The sequence below is a fragment of the Chryseobacterium sp. HMWF035 genome, assembly GCF_003094695.1.
GTDB classification, from domain to species: domain Bacteria; phylum Bacteroidota; class Bacteroidia; order Flavobacteriales; family Weeksellaceae; genus Chryseobacterium; species Chryseobacterium gambrini.
Genome location: NZ_QEHP01000024.1, coordinates 1 through 15,843, shown reverse-complemented (window position 1 = coordinate 15,843; position 15,843 = coordinate 1). Strand labels below are relative to the sequence as shown.

16 protein-coding genes are annotated in these 15,843 nt (G+C 35.4%); 8 read left to right on the top strand and 8 right to left on the bottom strand.

Going from position 1 to position 15,843, the window contains the following annotated elements; all coding sequences use genetic code 11:
* Positions 1 to 19 precede the first annotated feature (19 nt).
* From DD829_RS04700 to DD829_RS04675, 6 genes are all read right to left on the bottom strand, one after another.
* Complete coding sequence (locus tag DD829_RS04700; protein ID WP_108410885.1) at positions 20 to 679, bottom strand: YggS family pyridoxal phosphate-dependent enzyme; 660 nt, start codon at positions 677 to 679, stop codon at positions 20 to 22.
* Between the two features lie 435 nt (positions 680 to 1,114).
* Positions 1,115 to 1,981 carry a polysaccharide deacetylase family protein gene (locus DD829_RS04695; protein ID WP_116547569.1) on the bottom strand — a complete coding sequence of 289 codons (867 nt, stop codon included), beginning with the start codon at positions 1,979 to 1,981 and terminating at the stop codon, positions 1,115 to 1,117.
* Between the two features lie 117 nt (positions 1,982 to 2,098).
* Positions 2,099 to 2,827: a DUF72 domain-containing protein gene (locus tag DD829_RS04690; protein WP_116547567.1), complete on the bottom strand. Its 729-nt coding sequence runs from the start codon at positions 2,825 to 2,827 to the stop codon at positions 2,099 to 2,101.
* Positions 2,828 to 3,069: 242 nt separating this feature from the next.
* A complete protein-coding gene (locus DD829_RS04685) occupies positions 3,070 to 5,910 on the bottom strand; it encodes a heavy metal translocating P-type ATPase (protein ID WP_108410624.1) in 2,841 nt (946 codons plus the stop codon).
* A gap of 291 nt (positions 5,911 to 6,201) precedes the next feature.
* A complete protein-coding gene (locus DD829_RS04680) occupies positions 6,202 to 6,762 on the bottom strand; it encodes a helix-turn-helix domain-containing protein (protein WP_108409964.1) in 561 nt (186 codons plus the stop codon).
* Entirely contained in the window at positions 6,759 to 7,160 is a 402-nt protein-coding gene (locus DD829_RS04675) for an acyl-CoA thioesterase (protein ID WP_108409965.1), read from the bottom strand. Before DD829_RS04675 ends, DD829_RS04680 begins: the two co-directional genes overlap by 4 nt.
* 429 nt (positions 7,161 to 7,589) lie before the next feature.
* Here DD829_RS04675 and DD829_RS04670 point away from each other — a divergent pair, with 429 nt between their 5' ends.
* Positions 7,590 to 7,994 carry an RNA recognition motif domain-containing protein gene (locus DD829_RS04670; protein ID WP_076390345.1) on the top strand — a complete coding sequence of 135 codons (405 nt, stop codon included), beginning with the start codon at positions 7,590 to 7,592 and terminating at the stop codon, positions 7,992 to 7,994.
* Between the two features lie 54 nt (positions 7,995 to 8,048).
* Here the strand turns inward: DD829_RS04670 and DD829_RS04665 are convergent, their stop codons facing one another.
* Together DD829_RS04665 and DD829_RS04660 are read right to left on the bottom strand one after the other, a co-directional pair.
* Positions 8,049 to 8,537 carry a BlaI/MecI/CopY family transcriptional regulator gene (locus DD829_RS04665; RefSeq protein WP_076390344.1) on the bottom strand — a complete coding sequence of 163 codons (489 nt, stop codon included), beginning with the start codon at positions 8,535 to 8,537 and terminating at the stop codon, positions 8,049 to 8,051.
* A gap of 8 nt (positions 8,538 to 8,545) precedes the next feature.
* Complete coding sequence (locus DD829_RS04660) at positions 8,546 to 9,148, bottom strand: phosphatase PAP2 family protein (protein ID WP_116547566.1); 603 nt, start codon at positions 9,146 to 9,148, stop codon at positions 8,546 to 8,548.
* A gap of 127 nt (positions 9,149 to 9,275) precedes the next feature.
* Between DD829_RS04660 and pdhA the strand changes: the two genes are divergently transcribed.
* The 7 genes from pdhA to DD829_RS04625 all read left to right on the top strand — a co-directional run.
* On the top strand, positions 9,276 to 10,277 hold the full coding sequence (gene pdhA, locus DD829_RS04655; RefSeq protein WP_076390342.1) for a pyruvate dehydrogenase (acetyl-transferring) E1 component subunit alpha: 1,002 nt from the start codon (positions 9,276 to 9,278) through the stop codon (positions 10,275 to 10,277).
* Between the two features lie 108 nt (positions 10,278 to 10,385).
* The gene (locus DD829_RS04650; RefSeq protein ID WP_108410758.1) at positions 10,386 to 11,999 is read left to right on the top strand and encodes a pyruvate dehydrogenase complex dihydrolipoamide acetyltransferase; all 1,614 of its coding nucleotides are present in this window, start codon (positions 10,386 to 10,388) and stop codon (positions 11,997 to 11,999) included.
* Positions 12,000 to 12,133: 134 nt separating this feature from the next.
* Entirely contained in the window at positions 12,134 to 13,129 is a 996-nt protein-coding gene (locus DD829_RS04645) for a bile acid:sodium symporter family protein (RefSeq protein ID WP_108410759.1), read from the top strand.
* 60 nt (positions 13,130 to 13,189) lie between these two features.
* The gene (locus DD829_RS04640) at positions 13,190 to 13,858 is read left to right on the top strand and encodes an ABC transporter ATP-binding protein (RefSeq protein WP_087709976.1); all 669 of its coding nucleotides are present in this window, start codon (positions 13,190 to 13,192) and stop codon (positions 13,856 to 13,858) included.
* 11 nt (positions 13,859 to 13,869) lie between these two features.
* Entirely contained in the window at positions 13,870 to 14,451 is a 582-nt protein-coding gene (locus DD829_RS04635; protein WP_108411633.1) for a murein L,D-transpeptidase catalytic domain-containing protein, read from the top strand.
* Positions 14,452 to 14,471: 20 nt separating this feature from the next.
* Positions 14,472 to 15,149 carry a RadC family protein gene (radC, locus tag DD829_RS04630; protein ID WP_108411634.1) on the top strand — a complete coding sequence of 226 codons (678 nt, stop codon included), beginning with the start codon at positions 14,472 to 14,474 and terminating at the stop codon, positions 15,147 to 15,149.
* Positions 15,146 to 15,843, top strand: a 698-nt coding sequence (locus DD829_RS04625) for a hypothetical protein (RefSeq protein ID WP_116547565.1), incomplete at its 3' end; no start/stop codon positions are given. The genes radC and DD829_RS04625, both read left to right, overlap by 4 nt.

Genomic DNA, 15,843 nt, shown 5'->3' with positions numbered 1-15,843 from the left:
TATATGGGCTTTAAAATATTTATTGAGAATAATCTCTTCTCCCGAAAATCGCCGATCCCACTCTTACGGAATTGGCACCGCATTCAATGGCAATCGGAAAATCGTCACTCATTCCCATTGATAATGTTTCGAGCTTTTTTAATTGATTTAATTCATCAAAAAGATTTTTCAGGTTTAAAAATTCCTTCTTTACCTGATCTTTATCGTCCGTGAAAGTTGCCATTCCCATCAATCCGGTAATTTCGATATTCTGAAATTCTCCGCTGAGATACTGTTCAAACAAATCTTTGGCTTCATGGGTTTCCAGTCCGAATTTACTTTCTTCCTCCGCAATTTTCACCTGAAGCAACACTTTGATGGTTCGGTTGTGCTTTGCTGCTTCTTTGTTGATCTCACGGATCAGCTTTTCAGAATCTACGCTTTGGATCGTATCCACAAATTCAGCGATATATTTTACTTTATTCGTCTGAAGATGCCCAATCAGATGCCATTGAATATCTTTGGGAAGGAGCGGATATTTTTCTGATACTTCCTGAACTTTATTTTCACCAAAAACTCTCTGTCCAAGATCATAAACTTCCTGAATCGCAGAAACAGGATGTGTTTTTGAAACAGCAACCAACTGTACATCAGAAGGAAGCTGGCTTTTAATATGATTGTAATTTTCCTGAATACTCATAATGGCAAATTTCCGAATTTTAAAGACGAAAAGCTAATGAATATTGAAATTTTTAGACGTGAGATTCTTTTTAGTCTAAAACAGAATGTCTGTCATTCTGATGAAGGAAGAATCTAAGTTTTATTGTTAAAGATTCTTCACTCCACTTCGTTTCGATCAGAATGACAGACATACAATATATTAAATTTCAATGTTGTCCGATAAAACATATAAACAAATTTATGAGCTCAATGTTTATTGCACAAATCGACAGTTCGCTCCTCTGGAGCTTTTTTGATGGCGTCTTTTTTTCTACTAACAGTAAATCCCGATGGGATAAATGCAGCTCCATTAGGAGCAAGCTGTTCATAGAAAATAGTTATTCTTAGAATGGAAGCTCCGGAGGAGCGACCTTATAATTGTGTTTCAATGTTTATCGGACAAGGATGATTAAATTTAATTCAAAACCTCATTAATTTTAGGATATTCCGAGATTTTTCTGAAAACAAAACGGTTGCTTTTCTGAAGTTTTTCAATAAAAAGATCGAGTTCATTTATGGAATCTGCATCGGTTAAATACTGGTCATGCGTAAGAAAAACCAGATGTCTTGAAGTTTTTTCAAGGTCATTAAAGAAAATACTGTCCACTTTTTTCAGCATTTCTTCATGTTTTCCCTTTAATGCCATTTTATTGGTCGGTTTCCACTCAAGATCCCAACCGATTACTTTGTAACCTGCCTGTTTTAGCTTATCTGCGGCTTCCGTTGAACTTTTAAGATCGGTTACGGTAATGTTATTCAGTCTCCAGATATTTCTTCCGGGTGTTCTCGCAATTTTATCATACAGTTTCAGGCTGTCTTTTGCTGCATTGAAATCTTCAACAACACCCGCCGGATTTTTGTAAAAATCGGTGTACTTGTTGTGCGCGTGCGTGAAACTGTGATTTGCAAGTTCTATTAAATGATCTTTTCTTAACAGTTCCAGATCTTCCTGCTGCTTTTTGCTTCCGTAAGCGTGTTTGCCTACAAGAAATGCGGTGGCGCAGATATTCCTTTTGTGTAAAATTTTCAGGAGATTTTCGGTTCCGCGATTCGGACCGTCATCGAAGGTCAGATAAATTACTCTTTTATCTGTGGAAACATTTTCATCATCAAGTTTGGGGACAATTTTTGCGACGGGATGGTCTTTCGGAATCCGTTTTTCAGATTCTTTCTTGTCTTTTTTTTGATTACAGCTGTTGAATAAGATTGAAGTTGCACTCACCAATGCAAGCATCCCAAGAAAAGTCTTGTTTCTAGACTTTTCCGCAAAAGTTTTTGTCATAAAATTTAATGGAATTTTGTTGTTAAAAATTGTTAATTTTTTCAAATTATTCTTAACAAAAATTACGCCAAATTTCACTTATTTTTGACTTTTTAAGTTTATTTTAATAAAATATTTTTACTCCAGAATTTTCTTTAAATACAGCGAATTTTTAATGGCGGCATTTCCCCAGGTGTTATTGAAAAAGATAAAAGATTTATGTTGTGAATTTTTAATCTTTTCAGCTAAATTTTCAATAAATTCATTGCTGTATTCAGATTTGTAAAGCACAGGTTTTCCGTGAAGCCGATAATATAAAACTTCAGAATTGTTAATGATGACATCTTCCGGTAGATTTCCGGGGAAACTGACACCTGAAAAAATGACTTTATTTTCCTGCAAAATTCTAAACACTTCTTGATTCCACCACGATTCGTGACGGAATTCAATGACATTCAGATAACTAAAATCAAGATTGTTAAGGATTAAATCAATATTTTCCTGAGTATTTTTAAAAGATGGAGGAAACTGGTACAAAAATCCGGACAGTTTTTCCTTCAAATGAGATTCAATATGATGACAGAATTCCGCAATCTCTTCTTTACAGCCTTTCAGTCGCTTTTCATGCGAAATTATTTTCGGAATTTTAATGAAAAATTTAAAATCATCGGGCGTTTCATCATACCATTTCAACAACGTTTTTGCAGTAGGTTTTCTGTAAAAAGTAGAATTGATTTCCACACAGTTAAATTCCGCTGAATACAACGTAAGAAAATCTTTACTTTTCGCGTCTTCAGGATACAATGATCCTTTCCAGTCATTATTGTAGAATCCCGAACAGCCGATGTATAGATTTTCTTTTTTCATATTGTTACTTTTTGCTTTCGCAGATTTAGGAGATAATTGTACTGTTATTATTTACGTTTATTAATAAGCCTGTTTTAAACAAATTCAGAATTAACCGCAAAAGTTGCAAAAGACATTCATACAGCGATTATCAAAATTTTTAAAGTTCTCAAAAGAATAAAAATCAAAGATTTTTAAAAGCTATTGTGATCTTTTTTTTGTTGATAATCAGTGACTTTAGTCTCCAAATCTGCGAGAAAAATTTACTCAATATCCAGATCCACCGAATTCAGTCGCAAAGAGTTTAAAATTACAGAAAGAGAACTAAAACTCATCGCCGCTGCCGCAATCATTGGAGATAACAAAATTCCAAAAAACGGATACAATAATCCTGCCGCAACGGGAACTCCCAAAATATTGTATATAAAAGCAAAAAACAGATTTTCCTTAATATTTTTCAGTAGTTTTTCACTTAACAGTCTGGCTTTTGCAACGCCTAAAATATCACCTTTCAGCAAAGTAATTTCTGCACTTTCGATGGCAACATCGGTTCCTGTTCCCATCGCGATTCCGATATTTGCCTGAGCTAAAGCGGGAGAGTCGTTGATTCCGTCGCCGGTCATTGCAACAATTTTCCCTTGTTTCTGAAGTTTTTTTACTTCGTTTAATTTATCTTCAGGAAGACAATTCGCTTTAAAATGTCTGATTCCCAATTCCTCTGCAACGGCTTTTGCAGTGTTTTCGTTGTCCCCGGTCATCATGATAATGTCAATTCCCTCACTCAATAACTGCTGAACCGCTTTTTTAGAACTTTCTTTAATTTTATCGGTAAAACTGATAAATCCTAAAACTTCGTTTTCCTGAGCGACATAAGAAATGGTATGTGCTTTCGCCTGGATTTCTTCTGCCTTTTGTTTTATATTTTGAGGAATAAAAATCTGATGTGAGGTTAAAAGACCTTCGTTTCCAAGGAAAATTGTTTTTCCGTTGATGTTTCCTTTGATTCCTTTTCCGGAAATATTTTCAAATTGTTCTACTTTTTCAGGAGTTATACTTTCAGCTTTTGCCTTTTTAATCACTGCATTTGAAAGCGGATGTTCCGAATTCTGATTTAATGAATAGGCTATTTTCAGAATTGAATTTTGATCATTGTTGATTGTTTCAATATGTTCTACGGATGGTTTTCCTTCTGTTAAAGTTCCTGTTTTATCGGTAATGAGAACGTTTACTTTGTTCATCTGTTCAAGAGCTTCTGTGTTTTTAATTAAAATTCCGTTTTTTGCACCTTTCCCGATTCCCACCATCAGAGACATTGGCGTTGCCAAACCTAAAGCGCAAGGACAGGCTACAATTAAAACAGCGACCGCATTGACAAAAGCAAACAGGGTTTTCTGACCTTCCGGACCGAAAATCTGCCACAGAATAAAGGTTAAAACGGCTATTAAAATGACAGTAGGAACAAATATTTTAGAAACTTTATCCGTAAGTTTCTGAATCGGGGCTTTACTTCGGCTCGCTTCGTTCACCATTTTAATAATTTGGGAAAGCAGGGTTTCATCGCCTACTTTTTCCGCTTTCATGATGAAAACATGATTTCCGTTGATGGTTCCGGAAGAAACTTTATCATGAACATTTTTCTCAACAGGAATCGGCTCTCCGGTAATCATGCTTTCATCGACTACAGAACTTCCTTCCGTTATTTTTCCGTCCACCGGAATTTTCTCCCCCGGTTTTACTTTTAATAAATCGCCGGTTTTAACCTGTGAAAGCAGTACTTTTTTCTCTTCTCCGTTAACGATAAGATTGGCTTCATCGGGAGATAAATTCATCAGTTCCCGGATGGCGTTTCCTGTTTTTTTGTGCGCCGCAGCTTCCATTAACTGTCCCAAAATAACCAGCGTTAAAATAACACAGACCGCTTCGAAATATAATGGAGTTTCATGATGGCTGCCACGAATTTCATGCGGAATTATATCAGGAAAAATTAGGGCGACAATACTGAAAATAAATGCGGCTGTAACTCCCAGAACAATCAGGCTGAACATATTTAAGTTCCCTGTTTTGAAAGAAACAAATCCTCTTTTCATTAAAAACCATCCTGAATACAATATGACAGGAAGCGTTAAAATCAATTCAAAAATTCCCTGAATTTGATGGGAAAAAGGAAAATCAAAAAACATTCCGCCCATCGAAAGAATGAAAACAGGAATGGTAAAAGCCAGTGAAATGATGAATTTCTTTTTTAATATATTGTAGGCTTCATCTTCTTCCTCGTTTTTGTCGGGCATTCTTACGAGGTCCATTCCGCAGATCGGACAATCTCCCGGCTCATCACGAATAACTTCGGGGTGCATCGGACAGGTGTATTTTACCACTTTTTTCTCAGGATATTTTACGAGATCCATTCCGCAAACAGGACATCCGACATTGCTGTCGTAGACTTTATCGCCTTCGCAATACATCGGACAATAGTATTTTCCAGCCATTTCATCGGTTACTTTTGGAACTTCATGATGATGGATGTGATCGTGAGAATGTTGATGCGAATTTGAAGTGGAATTTTTAACTAAATCTTCCGTGATTTCTTCCAGATGCATATTGCAAATAGAGCAGTCTCCTTTTTCAGGATAAATTTTATCGCTTTCGCAGAACATCGGGCAATAATATTTTCCGATATTGTCTTTGAAATTTTCAGGCAGATTTGTTTGGGAATAAATAGGTTTAAAATTAGGATCTTTGGCATGTTTTTCCTCAATGGGAACCAGATACATATTGCAAGTCGGACATCTTTTTCCCTGTTGAAAGTAGACTTTTTCTCCTTCACATTCCATCGGACAATAGTAAACCGAAGACGGAGAAACTCTGTCCTGTGGTTTAATGAAGGTTTTTTCAGGATTGTCCGGATCTTCCAGTTTGTAGTTGCCGATTTCTTCGAGTGCTTTATTTAAAGTATTGATTTCAAATTTTTTGTCGGAGATAATGGTTGCTGTATTATTTTCGAGATTTATATCAGCTTTTATATTTTCTAAACTGTTCAGTTTTTCAGAAATCTTTTTCTGACATCCGGAACAGGTCATTCCGAGAATTTTATATTGCTTTTCCATGATCCTTCTGATTTATGGTACAAATTTCTAAAAAGCAATCGGAAGCCTGTTATAATTTTAAGGATAATGTTTACAGAATTCTGTCTTATGAATGGGAGGGTTTTGTGTTTTAGGGTATTGGAGTTTTAGGGTAAGAGTGTGTTTTTTAATTTCTATCGCAGATTTGGCAGATTACGCAGTTTCTTTTTTAATTTAAATACAAGAGAAATTTACACAAACATCTGCTTAACCTGATAGATCTGCGCGATTTTAAACCCAAAAAGCTCTCAAACTCTAATACTCTCCAACCAATTAAATTTGGTCCAACGGTTTTCTGTTGTGAATTTTCAGTTTTTTAAATTCAGTAGGAGTGAAGCCGGTGCTGTTTCGGAACTGGGAAGATAAGTGCTGAACACTTTTATAGCCGAGTTTTCCCGCGATTTCTGTTAAAGTAAATTCATTATATAAAAGAAGTTCTTTTACTTTTTCAATTTTTTGAAGAATGAAAAACTGTTCAAGCGTGATGTTTTCGTTCTGAGAGAAGATTTTTGAAAGAGAACTGTACTCTTTATGCAGTTTGTGGGTTAAAAATTCAGACAAAAGAAAACTTTCAGCGATATCCAGTTCGCTGATTTTTACAATAATTAAATTTTTAATTTTCTCAATTAACTGATGGGCAGAATCTTTTATTCTTTCAAAGCCTGTTTTTAGGAGAAGATTTTCCAGTTTTTCCATATCATGAACTGAAATGTCTTGCTGGGTTTCCACTTCTCCGAGAGTGATTGATTTTAAAGGAATACCTGCTTCAGCAAATATAGCTTCCACAGCAGAAATACATCTGCCGCAGACCATATTTTTTATGAAAATTTTCATAAGGAGCTCTGGTTGTTCAATCTGTCTTTCACAAATTCCACTTTCGTTTTTCCGTGAGGAGCAGGATTTCCGTTTTCGTCGAGATTTACCATAACGATTTTGTCGACGGTGATGATGGTTTGATGGGTCATTTTGTTTCGCACTTCACATCTTAAAGTAAGAGAAGTTGAGCCGAACGCCGAAACTTCGATCCCGATTTCAATGATATCACCCTGTTTTGCGGAGCTTACGAAATTGATTTCTGAGATAAATTTGGTGACTACTTTTTTATTTTCAAGCTGAATAACTGCATACAATGCAGCTTCTTCATCGATCCACTGCAACAGCCTTCCTCCGAAAAGAGACTGATTGGGATTAAGGTCTTCTGGTTTTACCCATTTTCTTGTGTGATAGTTCATATCTGAAATTTTACTGCACAAATTTAGCTTTTATAACCGGCTTTGTCAAAAGATTTAGATTCAGTAATCCGAAAAGAAATATTTATATTCTCAATTATTTCTTTTGGAGCGTATGGTTTTTACTTTTGAGATTCATGTTTTGGATTTAAATTTATCCAAAGTAGGAGGTCACGGTGTTCCGTTATTTTGTAGATGTCACTCTTTTTAATGATTATTCATAAATATTTCATGATAAATTAATACTTTTTAACGAAATAATATTTTGATTGAAAAATTTATTGAAATAATTTCAAAAAAAGCTTTGATATGAAATTAATAATCGTATCTTGCACCTGTATTATATCTGGAATCAATATTTGTTCATTCTTTATGTTGTTTTTCTTTTATAAACCAAATCATTTTTAACTTATTTTAATTTTATTAATCAAGATGAACATTTTTGTTTCAAACATCAACTACGCAACTAAAGATTATGAGTTGCAGGATTTATTTTCAGAATTTGGAGAAGTTTCTTCTGTAAAAATCATTACAGATAAAGAAACTGGTCGTTCTAGAGGTTTCGGATTTGTCGAAATGGAGGACGCAGAAGGACAACAGGCTATTGAAGCTCTTAATCAGAAAGAATTCAACGGAAAAGAACTTAACGTTTCGGAAGCTAAACCAAGAGAAGAAAAGCCAAGAAGAACTTTCAGCAACAATGGTGGAGGTAACAGAGGTGGCGGTTACGGAGGTAACAACAGAGGTGGCGGTGGCTACGGTGGCGGTAACAGAAGCGGTGGCGGTGGCTACGGTGGAGGAGATCGCGGCGGAAACGGCGGTGGAAAACGTTGGTAAAAAATATAAGCGGTTCTTTTGGAACCGCTTTTTTTATGATCTTTTTTAAAGGAATTATTCTTTTTCCTTCTTTTTTTTCTTTTTCCTGTCTTTGTCTTTTTCCTTATCCTTGTTTTTCTTTTTCTCCTTTTTAGGATTCAGAATTTCATTGGCATACTCAAATTCTTCTTTTACTTTCAGAGGTTTTATCTCTATTGCAGGATTAAGTTCCTTCAGATCTTCCTGAGAAATTAATTTTTCCTGAAGCAGAAGATTTAAAATTTCCTTACCCGAATTGTCAAAAAAATGCTGTGAAAGTTCTTTTAATAAAAATTTCCGGTATTCTTCCAAAGGTACAATCACGGAGTATTTAAAGATCCTTCCTTCCTTTTCCGTAGAAAGATATCCTTTTTCAACCAGTATTTTAAGGTAAGTGGAAACGGTATTCTGATGGGGTTTGGGTTCAGGGTGCTGTTCCATAATATCCTTTAAATAAAATGATTCCAGCTTCCAGAACAGCTTCATTAAATTTTCTTCCGCAGATGTAAGATGATTGATTTTCATATAAATTCTTAATGTTGAAACTGAATATTGCAATAAAGGTAAAGAAAAGATACTATAAAAGCAATTCCGGCTCCCATGAACACCTCTTTTGGGGTATGTCGTTTTAGGATAATTCTTGTAATTCCTACGAGTATCGCAATGCCTAACCAGATGATTCCCATTGTGGTATTCAGCGCAAAAAATAAAGCAGCTACAAATATATTAAATGCAGTATGCATCGAACTTTTAATGAAATAATTGCTGATCTGCAATGCAAAAAGCAATATCAGAATAAAGAGCATTACAAAATCGATCTGTCCGTTTCTGAAATAATTAAAGCCGATATAAGATATTACAGAAGCTGCAATAAAAATATATAAAGTTTTTCGCTGTACCCTGTTGGATACATCCATATTGGTATATCTTCCTGTTTTTACATTCCAGACCAGCCAGATAATGACAGGAGCAATTACTATTATTAATATAGGAAGAAATGAGGTAATGGCTTCTTTCAGAGAGTATTTCAGAAAACTCATGTAAACGAAAAATATAAACAGAGAGAGCAGAGGATTGAAAAAATCGGATATAATTCTTGATATTTTATGCAATAATGAAGGCTGTTTTTCTTCCATATTAAGGTTTAATGATGTAAATATAATACTATAACCAAAAAAACAATAGGTAGGTATACAATAAAAATGAAGTTTTTTTTATAATTTTGCTCAACTATTTCATAATAAATTAGCAAGAGCTCAACACATGAAAGAATTTTCTAAAGAGGTATACCTGAAGTGGTATGAAGATATGACAATGTGGAGAAGGTTTGAAGACAAATGCCGTTCTCTTTATCTAAAACAAAAAATCAGAGGTTTTTTACATTTGTATAACGGTCAGGAAGCGATCCCTGCAGGTTTTACGCATGCAATGGATTTAACTAAAGATAGTATGATCACTGCTTACAGATGCCACATCCATCCGATGGCGATGGGAGTAGATCCTAAAAGAATCATGGCAGAACTTTGTGGTAAAGCTACAGGTACTTCCGGAGGTATGGGCGGATCTATGCACATTTTCAGCAAAGAGCACAGATTTTACGGAGGTCACGGTATTGTAGGAGGACAGATTCCTTTGGGAGCAGGTATTGCTTTTGCAGATAAATATTTTGACAGAAAAGCGGTAAATATCTGTTTCTTCGGAGACGGAGCGGCTAGACAGGGTTCATTACATGAAACGTTTAACATGGCAATGAACTGGAAGCTTCCTGTAATTTTTGTTGTAGAGAACAACCAGTATGCAATGGGAACTTCTGTTAAAAGAACAGCAAACCACGAAGATATCTATAAATTAGGTTTAGGATACGAAATGCCTTGTCTTGCAGTAGATGCAATGGATCCTGAAAAAGTGGCTGAAGCGGCTTATGAAGCAATTGAAAGAGCAAGAAGAGGAGACGGACCTACTTTTATTGAAGCAAGAACATACCGTTACAGAGGACACTCTATGTCTGATGCAGAACCATACAGATCTAAAGATGAAGTTGCGCTTCACAAAAATGATGACCCTATCGAGCTGATCAAACAAAGAATTTTGGCTAACAGTTGGGCAACAGAAGAAGAACTGGAAGCGATGGATAATAAATCTAGAGATTTTGTGGAAGAATGTATCGAATTCATGGAAAACTCTCCTTATCCGGATGCAGAGAAGATCTACGAGTATGTATATGCTCAGGAAGACTATCCGTTCTTAGACAAATTAGAAAACTAAAAGATAATAAATCGGTTTGAAAGTTTGAAAATTTGAAAATGATTTATTATCATATCTTTTTTAATTTTCAAATTCATAAAATCCCAAATTTTCAAATTATAAAAAATTATGGCAGAAGTAATTACAATGCCGCGTCTTTCCGATACAATGACGGAAGGAAAAGTGGCAAAATGGCATAAAAAAGTAGGTGATAAAGTAAAGGAAGGCGATATCTTAGCTGAAATCGAAACAGATAAAGCGGTTCAGGATTTTGAATCTGAAATGGAAGGAACTCTTTTATATGTTGGTGTGGAAGAAGGTAATGCAGCAGCGGTAGATTCTGTTCTGGCAATTATCGGTAATGAAGGAGAAGATATTTCAGGACTTACTGGCGGTGCAGCAGCTCCGGCTCAAGGTGGTTCCGAAGAGAAAAAAACAGAAGAAGAATCTAAAACTGAAAACAGTTCTACCACTGTGGAACAGACTTCTGCGGAAGTTCCTGCAGGGGTGGAAGTAATTACCATGCCAAGACTTTCGGATACAATGACGGAAGGTAAAGTAGCAAAATGGCACAAAAATGTTGGTGATACCGTAAAAGAAGGAGACCTTCTTGCTGAGATAGAAACAGATAAAGCCGTTCAGGATTTCGAATCTGAATTCAACGGAATATTGTTAAAGCAGGGAGTTGAGGAAGGTGGTGCTGCTCCGGTAGATTCCGTTTTGGCAATTATAGGACCAGAAGGAACGGATGTTTCAGGAGTTGGCGCTCCGAAAGCGGCTACTTCATCATCAGAAAAACCTGCTGAACAAAAAACAGAAGCTAAAGCAGAAGAAAAAGCGGCACCGGCTGCAGATCATTCATCTACAGACAGGGTTGCCATTTCTCCGTTAGCGAAAAAAATGGCTCAGGATAAAGGAGTAGACATCAACAGTATTCAGGGTTCCGGAGAAAACGGAAGAATCGTTAAAAAAGATATTGAAAATTATCAGCCTTCTGCTGCTAAAACAGCGGCTTCGTCTGCAAGTCCTGCGGCGGCTCAGGTTGCATTAAGCTTCGTACAGGGTGAAGATACGGAAACTCCGAACTCACAGGTAAGAAACGTAATTGCAAAACGTCTTTCTGAAAGTAAGTTCTCTGCGCCTCACTATTATCTGATGGTGGAAATCAATATGGATAAAGCAATTGAGGCAAGAAAAGAGATCAATTCTTTACCGGATACCAAAATTTCTTTCAATGATATGATTATTAAGGCGACTGCTGTTGCTTTAAGAAAACATCCACAGGTAAATTCAAGCTGGGCAGGAGATAAGATCATTCACAGAGGAAACATCAACATTGGGGTAGCAGTTGCAATTCCGGACGGATTGGTAGTTCCTGTTCTTAAGAATACAGATCAGATGAATTACACGCAGATTTCTGCTGCTGTGAAAGATATGGCTTCAAGAGCGAAAAACAAAGGTCTTAAAGCTAATGAAATGGAAGGTTCTACCTTCTCTATCTCAAACTTGGGAATGTTCGGAATCGAAACATTTACAAGCATCATCAATCAGCCAAATGCTGCGATCCTTTCAGTAGGAGCCATCATCGAGAAACCTGTTGTGAAAAACGGACAAATCGTGGTTGGAAATATCATGAAGCTTTCATTAGCTTGTGATCACAGAGTAGTAGACGGTGCTACAGGAGCACAGTTCTTACAGACTTTAAAAACATATCTGGAAAGTCCTTTAACATTGTTACTGTAATTTTCTGTTTAGATATACAATTTAAAAAGGTTTACCGGAAGAAATTCGGTAGACCTTTTTGCTTTTAAGATAATTTTAAGGTGATTTTAATATGGTCACAAAGATTTTAGAATGATCCTTGCTACTTTTAAAAAATGAAATTGAGCAGAATAAAATTAGACAAACAAAATATTTTTCTTTTATTGCTGATCGTAATGGTTGCAGCAGGTAAACTGATTCCTTTCAGAAGCGAATACAATCAGTATTTTAATCTATCAGCATTTATAGACTGGGGAATTGCAGCGATCTTCCTTCTGTATGGATTAAAGCTGAATATCAAAGAAATCATTAAAGATATTTCCAACTGGAAACTTCATCTTTTGGTTCAAGCCGGAACATTTATTATTTTTCCGCTGCTTGTATTTTTATTTTATGGTTTTGTAAAAGATACTGAATTTTTCGTTACCTGGCTTTCCATATTTTTTCTGGCAAGTCTGCCTTCAACAGTCTCTTCTTCAGTCATTATGGTTTCTATCGCGAAAGGAAACGTAACTTCCGCTATTTTCAATGCCTCCATTTCAGGAATTATCGGAATTGTAATGACTCCTTTACTGATGAGCTTTTTTATACAACCCGATCAGGAAAATATTAATAACGCAGAAATTATTCAGCAATTGTTGCTTAAAGTTTTACTGCCGATCATTTTAGGATTAATTTTAAATCCGCTATTGAAAAACTGGGTGACAAAGTATGCGAAAATTATTGCGGAATTTGATAAAATGATTATTTTACTCATCGTCTACGAAAGTTTTTCCGAAGCTTTTTCACAAAATGTGTTTGCCTCAGTTCCTTCTTCGGTATTCCTGATTATTGCAATCAGCGTCATTACTTTATTTTTCTCGGTTTACGGAATTTTGAAACTGATTTCCCGAAAGCTTCATTTTAAAAGAGAAGATGTGATTACAGCCACTTTCTGCGGATCTAAAAAATCTCTGGTTCACGGAAGTCTTTTCATAATGGTTTTAGGGATTCCGGAAGATCAGAAAGTGCTTTTTCTGCTTCCTGTGATGATTTATCATAGTTTTCAGTTGTTTTACGTGAGCTGGCTTGCCAATAAAATTGAGAAAAAATATCGTTTGCAAAAAATATAATCCCTGTAAATTATATTTTTATTGCTTTTCAGATTTAAATCAATTCACTATTTTTGAATCATGATTAAAGCAAGGAATATCCATAAATTTTATGGGAATTTAGAAGTACTGAAAGGGGTTGATATTCATATCAAAACAGGAGAGGTGGTTTCAATTGTGGGAGAATCCGGTGCCGGAAAATCTACACTTTTGCAGATTTTGGGAACACTGGATCAGCCAACCACTTCAAATAAATTTGATACGGAAATTGAAATTGCCGGAGAATCTTTCATCAATATGAATGATAAGCAGCTTTCTAAATTCAGAAATCAGAATATCGGTTTTGTATTTCAGTTCCATCAGTTATTGCCGGAATTTACAGCTTTAGAAAATGTTCTGTTGCCGACAAAAATCGCAGGAGCCAACGAAAAAGAAGCTATAGAAAAGGCATATGCTTTGTTTGAAGATTTAAAAATTGAACAGCGACTGCACCACAAGCCCAACCAGCTTTCGGGAGGGGAAGCGCAAAGAGTAGCGGTAGCAAGAGCTTTAATCAACTCACCGAAAATCATTTTTGCAGATGAGCCTACCGGAAATTTAGATTCAAAAAATGCGGATGATCTTCACAGATTGTTTTTTGATCTGAGAGATAAATATAATCAGACTTTTGTGATCGTTACGCATAACCCGAATTTAGCGGAAATTACAGACCGAAAGCTCGTGATGAAAGACGGAATGATTATCGAATAAAACTTCCGCAAATGATGAAACCCTTTATTTTTTTATTTCTTTTCTTTATTTCTTGTTCAAAATTTGATTCTCAGGCTTCAAATACTGTTGAAGATTTGCCTAAGTCTAAAGTTTTGGAAGTAAAGAATTTTATTAAAGGAAAAAATTACAATCAGAACCTTGCTGTTTTTATCAATTTTAAAATTCATTCAGGGAAATACCGTTACTTTGTTTACGATCTGAAGAACAATAAAATCCTGCAGAAAGCAATTGTTGCTCATGGTGACGGATCTGTCGTGAAAAATTCCTCCGCGTTGAAATTCAGCAATGTTGATGGTTCTCACCAATCTTCTTTAGGAAAATACGAAATCAGGGAGAGTTATTCCGGAAAATTCGGAAAAGCCTATCGACTTGATGGTCTGGACGAAACGAATAGCAATGCAAGAGCCAGAGCAATTGTATTGCATTCTTATTATTGTATTCCAGACAAAGAATCTGCAAATCCTGCCTGTTTAAGTTTTGGATGTCCTATGCTTTCTAAAAATGCATTCAACGAAACTTCTAAGTTTATTGACGGTTCAAAGAAAACCATTATTTTGTATGCTTTTTACTAATTTTATTTTAAACTAAAAAAATGCGCATTAAACTCCTTGCTGAAGACGACAGACCGAGAGAAAAATTTTTACGGAAAGGTAAAAGTTCGCTTTCTGATTCTGAACTGCTTGCCATCATCATGGGAAGCGGTAGCAGGGATGAAACGGCAATTGAACTGGCAAGAAAAATTTTAGCATCTGTTAATAACAACTGGCATCAGTTAAGCCTGTTGTCTTTAAAAGATTTAATGAAATTTAAAGGAGTGGGAGTGGTAAAAGCTATTTCCATTATTACGGCTTTGGAGATCGGGAGAAGAAGAGCAAGTCAGGAAATTCCTGAGAAACCTGTGATTTCAGGAAGCGACGGAGCATATCAGATTTTCAGAAATCATTTGTCGGATCTCCGGACAGAAGCTTTTTGGGCAATTTTTCTGAATCAGAGCAACAGAGTCATTCATCTTGCTCAGCTTACACAGGGAGGAATTAATCAATCGATTGTGGATATTCGAGTCCTTTTTAAAACAGCTTTAGATCATTTTTCGACAGGAATTATCGTGGCACACAACCATCCTTCGGGAAATCTGAAGCCAAGCAGAGAAGATATTGAAATCACTCAAAAAATAAAGGAAGCAGGAAAGATGCTAGGAATTCAGCTCCTGGATCATCTTATTGTGACACAGAATTCATACTTTAGTTTCTCAGACGACGGATTATTATGATTAGAAGATTAAAATATAATGAAATAGATTTTGATAAATATTCTAAGTGTCTTGAAAATTCTGCACAGCGGAAATATTCGGCTACCAAAGATTTTTTAGATATTACTTCTGAAAAACATTGGGAATTGCTGGTTTATAATGATTATGAAGCGGTAATGCCAATTCCTTTTGTGATAAAATTCGGATTTAAAATCGTAATTAATCCTAAGCTTTGTCAACAATTAGGTATTTTTTCTGCTAAAAATGATATTGAAATCAATGATTTATTTTTAAAATTCTTTGAAAAAAAATATAATATTTGGTACTATGGTTTTAATGCGGCTAATACTTTTTCAAGACAATTAAAACAAAGACAAAACTTTCTTATTTACCCAGATAATTATGAAATTGTAAGACAGAAATACTCACCCAAGAGAAAGAGAAAATTAAGGCTTGATGATGATATTTTACAAAAATCTGAAGTAAGAGAGGTTTCTATATTTAATGCTTGGGAATTTATTTCAAAAAATCTGATTGGTGCAAAAAATGAAAAGGATAAAAATAGCTTTCTCCGGATTTTTACAAACTTAGAGAAAGCAGGCTATTTAAAGTTAAAAGCATTTTTTTATGGTACTGTAATTATTAATCTTATCGCCGTCTATAATGATCATAAAACTATTGCGTTATTGGGTACTTTTAATGATAAGGATTATAT